This window comes from Pseudonocardia sp. HH130629-09, assembly GCF_001294645.1.
Classification (GTDB): domain Bacteria; phylum Actinomycetota; class Actinomycetes; order Mycobacteriales; family Pseudonocardiaceae; genus Pseudonocardia.
This window is the reverse complement of the sequence record NZ_CP011868.1, coordinates 4,704,823-4,721,484: the sequence shown is the minus strand read 5'-3', so window position 1 is coordinate 4,721,484 and position 16,662 is coordinate 4,704,823. Positions and strand designations below refer to the sequence as shown.

Genomic DNA, 16,662 nt, shown 5'->3' with positions numbered 1-16,662 from the left:
CCGTGCCGCGACGGCACGGTGTCGACTGGCGCCATGGCACAGGACACGACCGCCCCCACCACCCCGCCGAACAGCGTGGACCCGTCGGACCCGGTGGCCGCCTTCTCGGGGATGCGCGAGGTGGCCGCGGCCGTCGAGATCCCGCTGGAGGTGCCCGGGCGGCCGACTCAGCAGGGGTTGATGGTGACCCGGCACGCCGAGGTCCGCGCGATGCTCACCGACGACCGCTTCCGGCACGACGCCGCCGCCGTGCCGGGGGCGGAGAACTTCATCCGCAACGCCCAGACCGGCCTGATCGGGCTGCCCGAGGACCTCGACCTGCTCCGCCGTCCGATGCTGGGCCGCGACGGTGAGGACCACGCGCGGCTGCGCCGGCTGGTGTCGCGGGCGTTCACGGTGCGCCGGGTGAACGGGCTGCGCCCGCGGGTCGGGGCGATCGTGGACGGCCTGCTCGACGACGTCGCCGCGGCCGGTGCCGACGGCACCCCGGTCGACCTGGTGGAGGCGCTGGCCTACCCGGTACCGATCGCGGTGATCTGCGAGCTCGTCGGCGTACCGGAGGGCGATCGGGACCGCTGGCGGGAGTTCGCCCGGCTGCTGATCCAGCCCGACCCCGAACGGATGCCCGACGTCGCCCGGGGGATGGTCGCCCACGTCCGGGAGCTGATCGAGGCCCGCCGCCGGGAGCCGGTCGACGACCTGCTGTCCGGACTGGTCGCGGCGCACGACGAGGACGGCGACCAGCTCTCGGAGCAGGAGCTCGTCGACATGACGGTGAACCTGACCGTCGCCGGGTTCGAGACGACCGCGCACGTCCTGGCCAAGGGCACCCTCGCGCTGCTCAGCCGCCCGGACGAGCTCGCCGCGCTGCGGGCCGACCCGCACCTGTGGCCGACGGCGGTGCACGAGCTGGTCCGCACCTGCGGCCCGATCCCGGCCGGTGCCCCGCGCTACGCGGCCGAGGATACGGAGATCGCCGGGACGCCGGTACCGGCCGGGACCGCGGTGCTGCCCGGCCTGCTGCCGGCGAACTTCGACCCGCGCGTCGTCGACCGGCCCGACGAGCTGGACGTGCGCCGTGACCCCGGTCGTGGCGAGGGACACCTCGGGTTCGGGCACGGTGCGCACTACTGCCTGGGGGCCGCGCTGGCCCGCCAGGAGGTCGAGGTCGTGCTGTCGGCACTGGTCACCCGCTTCCCGGGGCTGCGGCTCGCAGAACCGGCGGACGGCCCGTCGCGGCTGGGGTTCGAGCGGCTGCCCGCCCTGCCCGTCCACGTCGACCGTCCGCCGGTGGCGTGAGGCTCAGCGCGCCGCGCGGGTCTCGTAGAGCCGACGCGACCACAGCAGGCTCCCGACGGTGATCACCAGGCACCAGCCGACGGCGAGTGCGGCGTCGGTGCCGAGCCCGGCGCCGCTGCCCGGGCCGGCGCCGAGCAGCCCACGCAGGGTGTCGATGACCGGGGTGAACGGCTGGTACGCCGCGAACCACCTGAGCGCGGTCGGCATCGACTCCACCGGCACGAACCCGCTGCCCAGGAACGGCAGCAGCATCAGGAACATCGGGGTGTTGCTCGCCGTCTCCACGCTGTCCGCGGCCAGCCCGAGCGCGACGGTCAGCCAGGTCAGCGCGACGGTGAGCAGCGCGAGCATCCCGGCGACGCCGAGCCAGGCGAGCGGCCCGGCGTCGCTGCGGAACCCCAGCGCCAACGCCACGCCGAGCACGACGACCAGGCCCAGCGCGGTCTGCACGAACGCCCCGGCGACGTGCCCGGTGAGCACGCTGGAACGGGCGATCGCCATCGTCCGGAAGCGGGCGACGACGCCCTCGGTCATGTCGGTGGCGACCCCGATGGCGGTGCCCATCGCGACGCTCGCGACGGTCAGCAGCAGCACGGCCGGGGTGACGTAGGCCAGGTAGTCGTCGCGATCCCCGCCCAGCCCGGCGCCCATCGTGCCGCCCAGGACGTAGACGAACAGCAGCAGGAACACCAGCGGCTGGGCGATCAGCATGATCGTCAGCGACGGGTAGCGGTGCAGATGCCGGATCCGGCGGCGCAGCATCGTCGTCGAGTCGGCGAACAGCCGGGGGCGGTCGGCCGGGACGAGGGGCGCGGTGCTCATGCCGCCACCTCCGCGGTGCCCTGGTGCCCGGTGAGGGCGAGGAAGACGTCGTCGAGGTCGGGGGTGTGGGTGGTCAGCCCCTCGGGGTCGACGCCGGCGTGGTCGAGCCGGTCGAGCAGCGCCCGCAGGTCGCGCGGACCGGTGGCGGGCAGCTGCAGCGTCAGTACCGCCGGGTCGGCGACGGCGTCGGGCAGCGCGGCGTGCGCGGCGGCCAGGGCGTCCTCGTCGGCGAGGTGCAGCAACACGTGCCCGCCGGGCACCCGGGCCTTGAGCTGCGCGGGCGTGCCGCGGGCGACCAGGCGCCCGCCGTCGAGGACGGCGACGGAGTCGGCGAGCTGGTCGGCCTCCTCCAGGTACTGGGTGGTCAGCAGCACGGTGACGCCGCGGCCGACGAGCTCGCGCACCGCGGCCCACAGGTCGCGGCGGCTGCGCGGGTCCAGCCCGGTGGTCGGCTCGTCGAGGAACAGCACGTCCGGCTCCGCGACCAGGGTCATGGCCAGGTCGAGGCGGCGCCGCATCCCGCCGGAGTAGGTGCCGGCGCGGCGGTCGGCGGCGTCGGCGAGGTCGAAGCGCTCCAGCAGTTCCCGGGTGCGGGCGCGGGCGGTGGCGCGGGGCAGGTGGTGCAGGTCGGCCATCAGCCGCAGGTTCTCCGCGCCGGTGAGCAGGCCGTCGACGGCGGAGAACTGGCCGGTCACCCCGATCGCGGCCCGGACGCCGTCGGGATCGGACGCCGGGTCCCTCCCGGCGATCCGGATCCGTCCCGAGTCCGGCCACAGCAGGGTGGACAGGATGCGGACCAGCGTCGTCTTGCCGGCGCCGTTCGGGCCGAGCAGGGCGAGCACGGTCCCGGCGGGGACGTCGAGGTCGATGCCGCGGAGCACGGCGTGGTCGCCGTAGGACTTGTGCAGGGCGGCGACGGCGATCGCGGGCGGGGGTGTGGGCACGGTGGTTCCTCTCGTGGACGGGATCGCGGACGGTGGGTGTCAGGCGCGGCGGACGACGATGTCGCCCTCGCGGGAGCGGGCGTGGACGGTGACGGTGTCGCCGCCGTCCGGGGCCTCGCGCGGGTCCAGGTCGTTGCCGATCCGGCCGGTGGTGTCGAGGTCGAGCCAGGCGGCGCTGCCCTCGGCGACACCGACCTCCAGGCGGCCGTGTGTGCTGGTCAGCGACAGCTCACCGCGGTGCACCCGGCCGAGGCGGACGTCGCCGTAGGCGGTCCGGACGCGGGCGCCCGCGCCGAGCTCGTCGACGTCGATCGGGCCGTGGGTGCTGGTCACCTCGACGTCGCCGGTCAGCTCGTCGGCGCGGACGACGCCGTGCTTGCTGCTCAGCGCCGCGCTGCCGCCGACGCGGTGGATCTGCATGCCGCCGTGGTCGGAGCGGACCGTCGCGTCACCGGTGACGGTGCCACCGATCCGGACGTGGCCGTAGGCGGTGCTCAGGTCGGCGGAGGCCGCGTCGTCGATGCGGACGTCGCCGTAGCGGGTCGTCGCGGTGCAGTCGCCGAGGGCGCCTTCGGTGACGACCGAGCCGTGGCCGGTGCTCGCGGTCAGGGCGGAGCCTGCCGGGAGTGCGATCTCGACCTCGACGGTGCGGCCGGTGGTGCCCGGGGTGAACCGCTGCAGCAGCCCGAGCCGCGGGCCGGTGACGCGCAGCTCGCGGCCGGTCAGTTCGACCCGGACCTGGTCCGCGTGGGCGCGGTCGGCCGCGGAGCTGTGGACCTCGACGACGGTGTCGGCGCGGTCCGAGGCGGTCACACGCAGGTCACCGATCGCGAGGTCGACGATCGCGGTGACGGGCTCGGGGGTGTCGTAGCTGGGCATGGGGCATCGCCTCCTCGGCGTCGCGGTGACGCCGTGGGTCAGGTGTGGGTCAGGTGTGGGTCGGTCAGGTGTGGGAGAAGGGGATCGGTCGCGGCTCAGCCGAACCAGCCGACGCGGCCACGGCGGGTGGCGTCGGGACGGTCGGGCGTCGCGACCGGGCGGTCCAGCGCGGCGGCGGCCACGCGGGTCAGCCAGGTGTTCACACTGAGGCCGTCCCGCCCGGCGGCCTCCTCGATCCGGGTCTTGAGCGTCTCCGGCGGCCGGAAGTTGATCCGGGCGACCGGCCCGGACCCGCCGTCGGTGACCGCCGGCGCCGATGGCGCCACGGGTGGCGCCTCCGTCGCCGCCGGGGGTGCCGACGGTGCGGCAGGTGTCCCGGTGACGACGAACTCGGGATCGCTGCCGCGCAGCCGCACGTGCACCGACCCCGGAGCGAGCTCGAGGGTGATCTCGTCGGCCGCCTCGGCCAGCGCCTCCAGCAGGATCAGGCGGGTCGTCGAGTGCAGGGGGGCGAGCAGCCGCTCCCCGACCGCCCGGGTCTCCTCGCCCGCTGCCTCGCCCAGGGCGGAGAACTCGGTGCGCAGGCGGTCGACATATCCGTCCAACTCCATGGCGCAACTATGGCGCATGATGGCGCAATCGTCAACCGTGTGGCGCCAGTCCTTGACCGTGCCGCGACGGCAGGGTGTCCGCTGGGTCCGGCGAGCCACCCGTCACGAGAGGAGAACGACGTGGACCGGACCACCGAACGCCGCACGAACGGGGAGGGCTGCCCCGTCGCGCGACTGGGGCGGCGGCGGGAGCAGGGACCCGTGGTGCCGTTCGACGACACCCCGATGGGGCCCGCGGTGCTGGTCACCCGGCACGACGACGTCCACGCCGCGCTGCTCGACCCGCGCCTGCGCAGCGATCCGGCGGCGGTACCCGGCGCCGGGCGGGGCCTCGCGGGGGTGTTCGCGACGCTCGGGTTCCCCGACGAGCTCGCCCACCTCGGGCGGGGTCTGCTCGTCCGGGACGGTGAGGACCACGCCCGGCTGCGTCGGCTGGTCTCGCGCGCGTTCACCGTGCGCCGGGTCCGTGAGCTGCGTCCGCGGATCGAGGCGCTCACCGACGGACTGCTCGACGACATCGCCGCCGCCGGCGCCGACGGCACCCCGGTCGACCTCGTCGCCGCGCTGTGCCACCCGCTGCCGATCGCGGTGATCTGCGAGCTGGTCGGCGTGCCGGAGGAGAGCCGGGAGGTCTGGCGGGCCCTGGCCCGGCTGCTCGTCGCCCCCGACCCCGCACGGATGCCCGCGGCGGCCCACGCCGTTCACGACCAGGTGCACGAGCTGATCGCGGCCCGGCGCGCGGACCCGGCCGACGACCTGGTCAGCGCCCTGGTCGCGGTGCACGACGACGGCGACCGGCTCGACTCCGACGAGCTCGCGGTGCTGCTGTTCGACCTGGTGCTGGCCGGGTTCGAGACGACCGCGCACGTCCTGTCCCGGGCCGCGCTGGTCCTGCTCACCCGGCCGGAGCAGCTCGCCGTGCTGCGGGACGAGCCGGAGCGCTGGCCGACCGCGGTGCACGAGATCGTGCGGACCTGCGGCGCGGTGCCGATGTCCACGCCGCGCTTCGCCGCCGCCGATCTCGTGGTCGGTGGCACGACGGTCCCGGCGGGCAGCACGGTCGTCGCCGGGTTGGTGACGGCCAACTTCGACCCGCGCCGTCACGACCGGCCCGAGGAGTTCGATGTGACCCGCGACCCGGGCCGCGGCGAGGGGCACCTCGGCTTCGGGCAGGGCGCGCACTACTGCCTGGGCGCGGCCCTCGCCCGCACCGAGCTCGAGATCGGGCTGCGGGCACTGGTCACCCGGTTCCCCGCCCTGCGCCTCGCCGAGGTCGTCGAGGGTCCTGCCGACCTGGGGTTCGTGCGGGCGGACGCGGTGGAGGTGCGGGTGGACGCGCTCCCCGCTCGCCACCACTCTGCCGGAATGGGCGGTGTGGGCCAGGATGTCCGGTGTGACCCGTGATCGCATCGCCTCCCGTGTCCGCCGCGCCGGGACGGCGGTGGCGGCGGTCGTCCTGATGGGCGTGGCGGGCTGCGGCGCCGCGTCGCCCGCGGCACCGGCCCCCGCACCGCCCGCGCCGTCCCCGGCCCGGACCGGGGACGGCGGTCTGCGGGTCACCCCCGTCGCGGGCGGGTTCTCCCACGTCTGGAGCGTCGGTGTGCTGCCCGACGGGCGCGCGCTGGTCACCGAGCGGTCCGGGCGCCTCTCGCTGCTCGCCTCGCTCGACCCGGGCACCGCGGTCACTCCGGTCGCCGCCGACCTCGGCGACGTGTTCGCCCGCGGCGAGGGCGGGCTCATGGGGCTGGCCGTGCACGCCGACTTCGCGACGTCGAACCGGTTCACCACCTGCCAGACCCATGCCGAGAACGGGAACCCGGTCGACGTCCGGCTGGTCACCTGGACGCTGTCCCCGGACGGCGCCACCGCGACCCGGGTCGCGGACCCGCTGGTCGGCGGGCTGCCGATCGCCTCGGGCGGACGGCACTCGGGCTGCCGGGTCGCCCTCGACGACACCGGGGCGCTCGTCGTCGGGACCGGAGACGCGGCGATGCCCGCCACCCCGCAGGACCTCACCTCGCTCGGCGGCAAGACGCTGCGGGTCGATCCGGCCACCGGTGGGCCCGCGGCGGGCAATCCCTTCGCCGACGCCGCCGACCCGGCCCAGCGGCTCGTCCACACCTCCGGACACCGCAACGTGCAGGGCGTCGCGGTCGAGCCGGGCACCGGGCGGATCTTCACCGCCGAGCACGGCCCCACCCGCGACGACGAGGTGAACCTGCTGCGCCCGGGCGCCAACTACGGCTGGGACCCCTCGCAGGGCGGTACGGTGAGCACCTACGACGAGTCGGTCCCGATGACCGACCGGGACCGCTTCCCCGACGCCGTCCCCGCCGCGTGGTCCTCCGGCAGCCCGCCCGAGGCCCCGGCCGGCGCCGCGTTCCTCGACGACGACGCGTGGGGCCCGCGGAACGGGATGCTCGCCGTCGCCGCGTTGCGTGGGCAGAAGCTGCTGCTGATGCGCGTCGGCCCGGCGGGCACCGACGGCGCGGTCTCCGACGTCGAGATCCCGACGGAGCTCGACGGGGAGTTCGGGCGGCTGCGCGGGGTCCACTCCGCGCCGGACGGGGCCCTGCTGGTCACGACGTCCAACGGCGACGACGACCGGGTCCTGCGGGTCGACCCGAGCTGACCCGCGCGGGGGCCGGCCCGGTCCGGGGGAGGACGCGACCGGGTCGGCGGTCTGAACCGTCCGGGACCGGGTACGCGGCGCGGATGGTCGTGTTCGAGGAACCCGTCACGGTGTCGCTCCCGGTGGCGGCGGCGCTGTCCGGGCTGTCCGCCTACGACGTCTGGGTCCGCTACGCCGGCCTCGGCGGCACCGGCACCGAGCACGACGTCGCCGCCATGCTGGTCGACCCGGCCGTGACCGCCCCGGTCGACCGGGTCCTGCTCGCCCGTGTGCTCGACGCGCACCTGGTGGTGCCCGGGTGCCGTCGCCGGGTCCGTCCGGACACCGGCGACGACGCGGCCCCGCCCGCGGTGCCCTGACCCGGCCGGGTCAGCCGCGCACCGACCGGGCGAAACCGACGACGTCGCGCACGGCGTGGGCGTAGACGTCGGGCATGGCGTCGCGGAACAGGATCATGCCGACGTGGCAGAGCCCGGGGTACACCAGTCCGACCGAGGGGACCCCCGCGGCGAGCAGCCGCCGGTGGTGGGCAAGACCCTCGTCGCGCAGCGGGTCCAGCTCCGCGCAGGCGATCACGTGCGGCGGGAGCCCGTTCAGGTCCTCGGGCCGGGCGGCCGCGGCCCAGCAGGTCGGGTCCTCGGCATGCGTGGAACCCGGGTCGTAGACCTCGGCGAGCAGCGGGAACGGCTCCCGGTTGAGCCAGTAGCGGTCGTTCTCCCACAGCGACGCCAGGTCCGCGGGCGCCCGGTCCCAGGACCCCAGTACGTACGGGCACTGGGCGTACACCCCGGCGATCCGCCCGGCCCAGCCGTCGCGGCGGGCCCGGACCGCCAGCCCGAGCGCGAGGTTCGCGCCGCCGGAGTCCCCGGTGACGACGACGTGCGTCCCGCCCAGCTCCGTGAGGTGCTCGTGCACCCAGTGCAGGCCGGTGACGCAGTCGTCGAGACCTGCCGGGAACGGGTGCGGCCCGAGCCGCCCGCCGCCGTTGCGGTACTCGACCCCCACGACGACGGCGCCCTCCGCGGCCAGCTCGTCGCGCCACCGCACGTACAGCGGACCCTCGGCGGCCAGCATGACCATCCCGCCGCCGTGCACCTGGTAGAGCACCGGCAGCGGCCCGTCCACGCCGGTCGGGCGGTGGACGTACAGGGTGATCTCGTGGCCGTCGGCCCCGGGCACGGTCCGGGTCGTGCGGTCGATGCCCGACATCGGCGCCCAGCCCGTGGACAGCGCGGCGAAGAACCCCTCGAAGCCCTCCTCGGCGGCGTCGACGAAGCCGAGCAGCGCCGGGCGGCCCGCGGTGCGGTCCAGCGGGGCGTCGTCGGCATGCCCGGTCAGTCCGAAGCCCTCCAGCACCGCGACCATCCGCGGGTCGGCCCGCGGGTCGTCGCCGATCGTCATCGACGGGTTCCCGAGCCGGCCGGGTGCGCGGGTGGGGGCGACGGCGTCGGTGCTCACGTGGGCTCCTCGGGCGGTGGGTGACGCCGATCGTGTCCTGAGTCACACCCGTCCGTCAACTGAGTCGTCGCTGCGCGCCGGGACCGCAGGTTCGAGCAGGTGGACCTCGCGTTCGAGGTCGCCCATCCGGTCCCGCTTCACCGGCGGCGGCTCGGGCACGGGGCCGCCCTCGCGCAGGACCTGCACGGTGTCGGCGAGCCGGTCCACCCGGCGCAGGATGCCGTTGCGGTGCAGGAACCAGGCGAGGAACCGGGTCAGCACGGCGACCGTGAGCGCGATGCCGACCGACAGGTAGTCGCGGACGCGGATCTGGTTGATCTCGGCGATGCGGTCGTCGAGCAGCTGCCGCTCGCCGGTCCGCATCTGGTCGACGCGGCTGGGGATGCCGTCCATGAGGTTCTTGCCGTAGGCCAGGTCCCCGCGGCGACGACGTCGCGCTGGCGGGCCAGGTCGGTCATCTGCTTCGACGTCAGGTCCTGCAGTTCGGCGATCCGGGCCAGCTTGTCCGTGCGCGGGTTCTCGCCGGGCTCCGCCGCGGCCAGCGACTCCAGATGCCCCAGGACCGTCGGGAGCTCCGCCGACGCGTCGGTGAATGGCTCCATGTACTCGGTGCGCCCGGTGAGCTGGTAGCCGCGGACGCCGGTCTCGGCGTCGACCATGAGCGTGGTGAGGTCACCGAGCGTGCCGGTCATCTCGAGCTTGCGCTGGATGTCGGTCTCGATGTCGACACGCTGCAGGTTCCCGGTCAGGGCCAGCCCGGCCGAGACCAGCACGGCCAGCAGCGGCAGTCCGATGGTGATGCGGCTCGCTCAGGGTGTCGCGAAGGCTCCTGGCCACCGACGGAGCGTACGGAGGAGCTACCCCGGCCTGCCCGTCCGAGCGACCGTGGCCGGACCGGTCGTCCCGGGACGGGCGGTCGGCCTACGGCTCCGGGGTGCGGTCGGCGGCATCGGGGCCCGGGGTGGCGCGGACGACCGCCAGGACGGCGTCGACCAGCCGCGCGGTGTCGTGCTCGGGGTCGAGGGGCGCGCCGAGCTGGGCCCACAGGTACGCGGGGGCGATCACGAGCTCGACGAGCTGCATCCCGCTCACGCCCGTGACACCGGCCGCCTCCAGCATCGCCCGGAAGTCGTCGACCCGCGGCTGCACGATCGCCATGACGTCGTGCGGGTCCGTCGACGCGCGGGTGGCGGCGAGCAGCGCCCGGAGCATCCCGAGCGCGTGCGGGCCGCTCAGGCTCGTCAGGAGCCGGCCGACGTACTCGGTGAGGTCGGCACGCAGGTCGCCGCTGGCCGGCACCGGCGACGAGGTCCGCACGTCGCCGACCACGACCTCCAGCAGCAGCGACTCGATGGTCCGCCACCGTCGATAGACGGTGGTGGGGTGCACCCCGGCGCGCTGGGCGACCGCGGGGATGGTGAGTTCCGCGTCCGGTTCGCCGAGCGTCTCCCGGACAGCGGCGAGCACGGCATCCCGGGTCCGCGCGGTGCGTCCGCCCGGGCGTATCGATCCTGCGGTCTCGGGCACGCCCTCCATCTTAACGTATCGACGATTGCGTTTGCCTGCGCCGCCGGTCTACGGTTAACGCAATTCGAGTTGCATGAGTGAGGAGCACGCTGATGGCACACGCACTCGTCGTCGGTGCCGGGATCGCCGGCGAAGCACTGGCGGTCACCCTGGCCAGGGACGGATGGCGGGTCACCGTGGTCGAGGTCGCGCCGGAGATCCGTACCGGCGGTCAGACGGTCGACCTGCGCGGTGACTCCCGTCAGGTCCTGGTCGATCTGGGGCTGATCGACGAGGTGCTGGCCCACCTCGTGCCGCAGCGGGGGATCGCGTGGATCAGGGCCGACGGCAGCCGGATGGCCGAGATGCCGGTCGAGGCCTTCGGCGGCCGGGGGCTGATCTCGTCCGAGGAGCTGCTCCGGTCCGATCTCGCCCGGGTGCTCCACGGGGCGGCGGGTGCCGCGGGTGTCGAGTACCGGTTCGCCGACACCGTCGAGCAGCTGACCGACACGGCGGAGGGCGTGGAGGTTCGGTTCCGCTCGGGGCCGGTGGAGGCGTTCGACGTCGTCGTCGGGGCGGACGGGTCGCACTCCCGGACCCGCACCCTGCGGTTCGGCCCGGAGTCCGCCTACCGGAAGCCGCTGGGCCTGGCCCACGCCTGGTTCACCCTGCGGGAGGGTCCCGGGACACCGTTGCTGGACGGGTGGGCGCTGTCGTACAACGAGCCGGGGCGTCGCGGACTGACCGCGCGCCCCGGGCACCCGGGACAGCAGGAGATCGGGATGACGTTCGCCGCCTCGACCGTCCCCCGTGTGCACGACGCGCGCCTGGCCGTGCTCGACGACGCCTTCCACGGCACCGGGTGGCGTGCCCCGGAGTTCCTCGCCGCCGCACGCACCACCCCTGACCTGGCACTCGACACCTACGACCAGATCCACATCGACCGAGGGTGGTCCGACGGGCGGGTCGTGCTCGTGGGCGACGCCGCCTGGTGCGCGAGCCCGCTGAGCGGACTCGGTACCGCGCTGGGGCTGCGGGGAGCCGCGGAGCTCGCGGAGGCGCTGCGACGGCACGGGGTGTCGGCGGAGCCGACCGCGGAGCGGATCCGGGCGGCCTTCTCGAGCTTCGAGCAGGTGATGCGGCCCCGCGCGGCCGCGGCGCAGAAGCTCCTTCCCGGACGGGTCCGCATGGTGGCGCCGAAGGGCCGGTGGGGCATCCGCGCCGATGCCATGGTGATGCGCGCCGTGCAGGCGCCCGCCCTCCTCCGCGTCGTCGGGCTCCTCACCGGTGGTCGTGGCCACGACGACGGCGCCGGTCCCGAGCCGTCCCGCCCCGACCGGTCCCGCCAGGCCGGGTGACGGGTCTCAGCCCCGGCGGTCCGCGAACGCCCCCGCGACGAGTGCGACGGCCCGGTCGGGGTCGGCGGCGAGCCGGCTCAGCGCGTCCCGCGGGCCCGGTCCGGGCAGCTCGACCAGTGCCTGCGCGACCCGGATGCGGGTCGCGGGGTCGGTCCCGTCCAGGTCGCCGGTGAGTGCGCCGAGGATCCGCCCTGCGCTCGCCGGGTCCGTCCGCGACAGCTCCGCGAGGACCTCCGCGGCCTCGACGTCGTCGTCCCCCGCTCGCACCATCGTGACCAGCTCCGGGACGGCGGCGACGGCCCCGGCCCGTCCTGCGGCTATCGCGGCGCGGCGGCGGACCCGGGGGTCCGGGTCGGCCAGCGCGTCGAGCAGCGCCGCGGTCGCCGACGGGACCGGTGCGGCGTCGGCGAGCGCGTCGACCGCGCGTCGTCGTACGGCCGGGTCGTCCGAGCCCAGACCGGCCGCGAGCGCGGCCGCGGCGTCCGGGTCGCCCGCCCGCTCCAGCCCCGAGCGCAGTGCCCACCGCAGCGCCCCCGCGACGTGCGGGTCGGACTCGGCGAGGAACGAGCGGGCCAGCAGCTCCGCGGGCGGCGCCGGGCCGTCGGCCGTGGCCAGCGCGGCCTGCTGTCGGCGCCCCGCGGCCGGCGACCCGAGTGCCCGCAGCAGCCCGACGACGTCGACGACCTCGGTCCAGGTCCCCGCCCCGGCGGCGTCGACGGTGCGCAGCCGCGCGAGCAGCTCCCGTTCCCGTTCCAGGCGTTGCTCGGTGACCCGGACCAGGTCCGCGACCAGCCCGGACGGGTCGAACCCCGGGTCGCGCAGGGCGTCGGCGACCTGGGCCAGGGACAGCCCGAGCGTCCGCAGGCCCTCCACGTGGAAGAGCCTGCGGACGTCGTCGGAGGAGTACTCGCGGTAGCCGCCGACGGTCCGCCCGGTCGGCCGGAGCAGACCGACGGCGTCGTAGTGGCGCAGCATCCGCACGCTCACCCCGCTGCGGCGCGCGACCTCACCGATCAGCACGCGGCCGCCTCGTGCCCCGGACCGAGCGCGACCACCCGGCGCGCCTGTGCCACGGCGTCGTCGAACCCGGTGGTCGGGTCCTCGCGCAGCACCATCGTCGCCCTGGCGTGCGTGGCGACGTCCGGGTCGGGCCCTGCCGCAGCCCGGTCGAGGACGGTGTCGGCCGCCGCGCCGAGGTCGGCCAGGGCCCGGGACAGGCTCAGCCGCACCGCGCGGTCGCCGCGGCCCAGCTGCCGGCCGAGCTCCTCGGCGAGCCCGGCGCGACCGGCCTCGGGAACGAGCACGACGGCGGTGCGCCACGCGGTGCGGGCCACCTCGTCGTCGGGGTCGTGCAGCAGGGCGGGCGTGACCCGGTCCGCGGTCGTCGGGTCCGCGATCTTGGACAGGGTGTGCAGTGCCTGGGTCCTGGCCTGCGACGACGACGAGCCGAGCTCGGCGTCGAGCCGGGGCAGCACGTCCGCGGCCGGGAGCCGGGTCAGCGCCCAGGACAGCATGTCCCGGACGAAGAAGTCCGGCTCCTCCCCGCAGCGGCGCACCAGGGTGTCGAGCAGGGCCGGGTCGGGGGCCGACCCGGCGGCGAGCGCGGCCCGCAGCCGGACCGACGGGTGGGCGGCGGACAGGGACGCGGTGATCTTCGGTGGTGTCATGACCACCACCCCAGTGCCTGTCACGGTGTCAGGGGCAAGCCCGTCGCTCCGTGGGCGCAAGGGGTGGCGACGACCACCGCTCGCGGCCCCGGCGCGGGCGGGGCCCCGGGAGCGAGGTCAGGCCGGGGTGATGACCACCTTGAGCGCCTGGTTGGCCGCGGCGTTCTTGAACACGTCGTAGGCCTCGTCCATCTGGTCGAAGGTGAACGAGTGGGTGCCCATCTTCTCCGCCGGGATCCGCCCGCCCGCGACCATCTTGAGCAGCGTCGGGATGGACACGGTGTCGACCAGGCCCATCGTCAGCGTGACGTTGGAGATCCACATGTCCTGCATCGGCAGCTCCACCGGGGTGCCGTGGACACCCACGTTGGCGATCGTGCCGCCCGGGCGCACCAGCGACGCCGCGGTCAGCAGCGTCTCCGGGTAGCCGACGGCCTCGATCGCGACGTCCACGCCGAGTCCGTCGGTCAGCGCGGTCACGTCCGCGACGGTGCCCGGCCCCACCTCGACGCTGTCGGTGGCGCCGAACTCGATGGCCTTCTCCAACCGGAACTTGTTGGAGTCGATCGCGATGACCTTCGACGCGCCCCACAGGCCGGTCGTGAGGATCGCCGAGAGCCCGACCGCACCCGCGCCGACGACCGCGACGGTGTCGCCCGGCCGCACGTTCCCGGCGAGCACACCGACCTCGTAGCCGGTCGGCAGCGAGTCGGCGAGGAAGATCGCCTGCTCGTCGGTGACCGACTCCGGCACCGCGTAGAGCGAGGTGTCGGCGTAGGGGACCCGTACGTACTCGGCTTGGGTGCCGTCGATGAGGTGGCCGAAGATCCAGCCGATCCCGCCGACGGTCTGGCAGTGCGACGGCATGCCGCGCTGGCAGTAGTCGCAGCGGCCGCACTTGGTGATCGCCGGGACGAGGACGCGGTCGCCGACGGCGAAGCCGGACACGGCGTCACCGACGGCGGTGATCGTGCCGACGGCCTCGTGGCCGAGGATGCGGCCGTCGGTGACGGCCGGGACGTCGCCCTGCAGGATGTGCAGGTCGGTGCCGCAGATCGTGGTGGTGTCGACCTTGACGATCACGTCGGTGGGGTCCTGGATCGTCGGGTCCGGGACCTCCTCCCAGGACTTGGCGTCCGGTCCGTGGTAGGCGAGTGCCTTCATCTGCTCACTCCGTTGGTCGCAGGGGGTGCCGAGGGCGTCGGCGGCCCCGACGCTAGTGCGGGAGTGCGCATGTGACTGTCCCGTTCTGGGACGACTCCGCGGGCGGCACGAGCCCCGGCGACGGCCGTGTGTCCCGGCCCCGGGACACCTCAGCCGATGTAGCTGATCCCGAACGCGTCGATCTTGCGGTAGAGCGAGGACCGGGCGATCCCCAGCAGCTCGGCGGCCTGGTAGCGGTTGCCGCGCGCCTCGTAGAGGGCCTGGATGATCACGTCGCACTGCGCCGCCTCCAGCATCGACATCCGCGGTGCGCCGCCGGTGAAGCACGACGACGGCAGGTCCGGTGCCTGCACGACGCCGACCGGCTTGCGGGCGATGACGTAGCGCAGGACGTCCTCCAGCTCGCGCAGGTTCCCCGGCCAGGCGTAGCCCTCCAGGACCCGCACCACCTGCATGCTCAGGCTCAGCGACCGGCCGCCGGACAGTGAGTGCAGCACCGACCGCGCGAGCTCCCCGAGCTCGTCGGCCCGGTAGCGCAGTGCGGGCACCGGACCGTGTCGTGGAAGTGCCGCAGCAGCCCGTAGGGCCGGGTGGCGTCGACCGAGGGCGTGTCGATGCAGCCGACGACCGTCGGTGCCGCCGGGGTGGACACCAGGAGCCGCAGCAACTCGTCGAGGCGCCGCGCGGCGACCGACCCGAGCATCGCGAGCCGGCGCAGGACGAGCAGCCGCGGCCGGTCCTCGTCGGTGCCGCGGACCGTCGGCAGGAGGGGGCCACCGGACTCCGCGATCCGCGCGCAGTCGAGCACCTGCACCGTCCCGGTCGGGTGGCTGCGGCGGAACCGTTCGACGGCGAGGGTCTGCTTCCCGACGCCCGGCTCGCCGACGAGGAGCAGGTGCCTGGTCGGGGCGGCGACGGCGGTTGCGACATCGCGGCGGGCGCGCAGGTAGGGGCTGAGGAGCTCCCGGTTCGCGCGTCGCCGCACCTCGGCGGCGGCTCGGCGAGGGCGGCGTCGGCGAGCGCCCGGTCGAGGAGGTGGTCCCGGTCCTCGCGGGGCAGGGCCCGGAACCCGGGACTGCACAGGGTCGCCCGGCCGTCGGTCGCGACGCCCCACTCCGCCCCGGACCGTTCGCAGACGTCGTCGAAGCGGCGTGCAGCATCCGCCCGGCCCGGTGCGCCCGGTCCCGGACGTGCTCGCCGATCTGGCGGGCCGGCTCCGCGGCGACGGCCGCGCGCAGTGCCGAGCCGCCGCCCGGCGCCGACAGGTGCGCCACGACCACCACCGTCTGTGGGTCCGCGTCGCTGTCCGACGGCACCGGTGCGGCGGCCTCGGCCAGGCAGGCGAGGTCGGGGTGCAGGTGCTCGGGACCGTCCACCCGGGCGGCGCGACCGGTGGCCCGCACCAGCGCGGACGCCGTCGTCGCCACGTCCTGCTCGGCGATCCGGAAGCCCGGCGCGACCAGGACGGCGTCGAGCAGCATGGCGAGGTCCGGGCAGGCGTCGCGGCGGACGCGGACCACCCCGTCGCCGTCGACGAGCAGTACCGAGCAGCCCAGGTCGTCGGCGCCGGCGAGGAAGCGGTCGAAGACCTCGTCGGCCTCGGCGACCGCGGCGTGCCCCGGCTCGTGCCCGACGTAGGTCGCGGACCGGGCCAGGTCGACGCCCAGGTCGAGCGCCCGCTGCCAGGACTCCGCGACGACCGGGCGGACGTGGGCGCCCGCGGCACCGACGTGCCGGGTGTGCCGCGCCCGCCGGGCGGCGGCCTCCATCCCGGCGCCGGTATCCAGGGCCGAGCGTAGCCAGCCGGCGCCACGCTCCGCGAGGACCGCCGGCAGCCGGCGTCCGTCAGCCACGCTCCCCGATCCCGGCAGTACGACCTCGTGGGGCAGCCCGGCTACGCAGGGAGATCGGCGCTGCGCGACAGGTCTTCGTTCCTCCGGATCTCGCCCAGGTCCTTCTCCAGAGTCTCGACCACGGCGTCGTATCCGCTGTTGCCCAGGACCAGCCGGCGGGGCGGCGGATTCTGGGACATCGCCGTGATCACCGCACGGGCGCCGCTGTGCGGGTCGCCGGGCTGCACGCCGTCCATCCCGACGAGGACGGCCCGGACCTGCTCCAGGATCTCGTGGTAGACCGGGATCGCCTCCTCGACGGCTTCGTCGGCGAACCCGGTGTAGGCGTTGGTGCGGAACGCTCCCGGTTCGACGGTCAGTACGGAGATGCCCTGGGCGGCTCCGCCGGCTCGCGTGGAGCCACCCCGACGGCGAGGGACGCGCGGCGCCGGCGGCCCTGTCGAAGCTGCGCCGCTCGCTGCCGCCCCGG

Annotated in this window: 19 protein-coding genes and 1 pseudogene; 6 read left to right on the top strand and 14 right to left on the bottom strand. The window is 75.3% G+C overall.

Annotation, left to right across the window (positions count from 1 at the left end):
• The first annotated feature begins 33 nt into the window (after positions 1 to 33).
• Positions 34 to 1,299 carry a cytochrome P450 family protein gene (locus XF36_RS21830; RefSeq protein WP_060713396.1) on the top strand — a complete coding sequence of 422 codons (1,266 nt, stop codon included), beginning with the start codon at positions 34 to 36 and terminating at the stop codon, positions 1,297 to 1,299.
• A gap of 3 nt (positions 1,300 to 1,302) precedes the next feature.
• On the opposite strand, the gene XF36_RS21825 is transcribed toward XF36_RS21830, so the two are convergent.
• The 4 genes from XF36_RS21825 to XF36_RS21810 form a co-directional block, all read right to left on the bottom strand.
• Positions 1,303 to 2,121, bottom strand: coding sequence for an ABC transporter permease (locus XF36_RS21825; RefSeq protein ID WP_060713395.1), 819 nt, complete (start codon positions 2,119 to 2,121; stop codon positions 1,303 to 1,305).
• The gene (locus tag XF36_RS21820) at positions 2,118 to 3,065 is read right to left on the bottom strand and encodes an ABC transporter ATP-binding protein (protein ID WP_060713394.1); all 948 of its coding nucleotides are present in this window, start codon (positions 3,063 to 3,065) and stop codon (positions 2,118 to 2,120) included. Before XF36_RS21820 ends, XF36_RS21825 begins: the two co-directional genes overlap by 4 nt.
• A gap of 39 nt (positions 3,066 to 3,104) precedes the next feature.
• Positions 3,105 to 3,944, bottom strand: a complete 840-nt coding sequence (locus XF36_RS21815; RefSeq protein ID WP_060713393.1) for a DUF4097 family beta strand repeat-containing protein — start codon at positions 3,942 to 3,944, stop codon at positions 3,105 to 3,107.
• Positions 3,945 to 4,039: 95 nt separating this feature from the next.
• Entirely contained in the window at positions 4,040 to 4,555 is a 516-nt protein-coding gene (locus XF36_RS21810) for a hypothetical protein (protein ID WP_060713392.1), read from the bottom strand.
• Between the two features lie 120 nt (positions 4,556 to 4,675).
• On the opposite strand from XF36_RS21810, the gene XF36_RS21805 reads away from it, so the two are divergent.
• The 3 genes from XF36_RS21805 (at position 4,676) to XF36_RS21795 (ending at position 7,546) form a co-directional block, all read left to right on the top strand.
• Positions 4,676 to 5,959, top strand: a complete 1,284-nt coding sequence (locus XF36_RS21805; RefSeq protein WP_064485479.1) for a cytochrome P450 family protein — start codon at positions 4,676 to 4,678, stop codon at positions 5,957 to 5,959.
• The gene (locus tag XF36_RS21800) at positions 5,940 to 7,187 is read left to right on the top strand and encodes a PQQ-dependent sugar dehydrogenase (protein ID WP_060713391.1); all 1,248 of its coding nucleotides are present in this window, start codon (positions 5,940 to 5,942) and stop codon (positions 7,185 to 7,187) included. Before XF36_RS21805 ends, XF36_RS21800 begins: the two co-directional genes overlap by 20 nt.
• Positions 7,188 to 7,270: 83 nt before the next feature.
• Entirely contained in the window at positions 7,271 to 7,546 is a 276-nt protein-coding gene (locus XF36_RS21795) for a hypothetical protein (RefSeq protein ID WP_060713390.1), read from the top strand.
• Between the two features lie 10 nt (positions 7,547 to 7,556).
• Here XF36_RS21795 and XF36_RS21790 read toward each other — a convergent pair whose 3' ends face one another.
• From XF36_RS21790 to XF36_RS21780, 4 genes and pseudogenes are all read right to left on the bottom strand, one after another.
• Positions 7,557 to 8,645: an alpha/beta hydrolase fold domain-containing protein gene (locus XF36_RS21790; RefSeq protein ID WP_202968429.1), complete on the bottom strand. Its 1,089-nt coding sequence runs from the start codon at positions 8,643 to 8,645 to the stop codon at positions 7,557 to 7,559.
• A 42-nt stretch (positions 8,646 to 8,687) separates the two neighbouring features.
• A complete protein-coding gene (locus XF36_RS34450; protein WP_060713389.1) occupies positions 8,688 to 9,038 on the bottom strand; it encodes a hypothetical protein in 351 nt (116 codons plus the stop codon).
• 68 nt (positions 9,039 to 9,106) lie between these two features.
• Positions 9,107 to 9,304: pseudogene (locus XF36_RS35795) on the bottom strand (CHASE3 domain-containing protein); the annotation flags it as partial.
• 262 nt (positions 9,305 to 9,566) lie between these two features.
• Entirely contained in the window at positions 9,567 to 10,112 is a 546-nt protein-coding gene (locus XF36_RS21780; RefSeq protein WP_060713388.1) for a TetR/AcrR family transcriptional regulator, read from the bottom strand.
• Positions 10,113 to 10,264: 152 nt separating this feature from the next.
• On the opposite strand from XF36_RS21780, the gene XF36_RS21775 reads away from it, so the two are divergent.
• Complete coding sequence (locus XF36_RS21775; protein ID WP_060713387.1) at positions 10,265 to 11,509, top strand: FAD-dependent monooxygenase; 1,245 nt, start codon at positions 10,265 to 10,267, stop codon at positions 11,507 to 11,509.
• A gap of 6 nt (positions 11,510 to 11,515) precedes the next feature.
• Here XF36_RS21775 and XF36_RS21770 read toward each other — a convergent pair whose 3' ends face one another.
• The 5 genes from XF36_RS21770 to XF36_RS31780 all read right to left on the bottom strand — a co-directional run bounded on the left by XF36_RS21770 (position 11,516) and on the right by XF36_RS31780 (position 15,325).
• Positions 11,516 to 12,529, bottom strand: coding sequence for a HEAT repeat domain-containing protein (locus tag XF36_RS21770; protein WP_060713386.1), 1,014 nt, complete (start codon positions 12,527 to 12,529; stop codon positions 11,516 to 11,518).
• On the bottom strand, positions 12,523 to 13,176 hold the full coding sequence (locus XF36_RS21765) for a HEAT repeat domain-containing protein (RefSeq protein ID WP_060714892.1): 654 nt from the start codon (positions 13,174 to 13,176) through the stop codon (positions 12,523 to 12,525). Before XF36_RS21765 ends, XF36_RS21770 begins: the two co-directional genes overlap by 7 nt.
• Before the next feature lie 117 nt (positions 13,177 to 13,293).
• A complete protein-coding gene (locus XF36_RS21760; protein WP_060713385.1) occupies positions 13,294 to 14,340 on the bottom strand; it encodes an alcohol dehydrogenase catalytic domain-containing protein in 1,047 nt (348 codons plus the stop codon).
• 149 nt (positions 14,341 to 14,489) lie between these two features.
• On the bottom strand, positions 14,490 to 14,795 hold the full coding sequence (locus XF36_RS31785) for a helix-turn-helix domain-containing protein (protein WP_145981450.1): 306 nt from the start codon (positions 14,793 to 14,795) through the stop codon (positions 14,490 to 14,492).
• 8 nt (positions 14,796 to 14,803) lie between these two features.
• Positions 14,804 to 15,325 (bottom strand): ATP-binding protein, encoded by a 522-nt coding sequence (locus XF36_RS31780; protein ID WP_060713383.1) that lies wholly within the window; start codon positions 15,323 to 15,325, stop codon positions 14,804 to 14,806.
• A 166-nt stretch (positions 15,326 to 15,491) separates the two neighbouring features.
• On the opposite strand from XF36_RS31780, the gene XF36_RS31775 reads away from it, so the two are divergent.
• Positions 15,492 to 16,139, top strand: coding sequence for a hypothetical protein (locus XF36_RS31775; RefSeq protein WP_145981449.1), 648 nt, complete (start codon positions 15,492 to 15,494; stop codon positions 16,137 to 16,139).
• Between the two features lie 95 nt (positions 16,140 to 16,234).
• On the opposite strand, the gene XF36_RS33440 is transcribed toward XF36_RS31775, so the two are convergent.
• Positions 16,235 to 16,429, bottom strand: a complete 195-nt coding sequence (locus tag XF36_RS33440; protein WP_202968428.1) for a hypothetical protein — start codon at positions 16,427 to 16,429, stop codon at positions 16,235 to 16,237.
• Positions 16,430 to 16,662 lie beyond the last annotated feature (233 nt).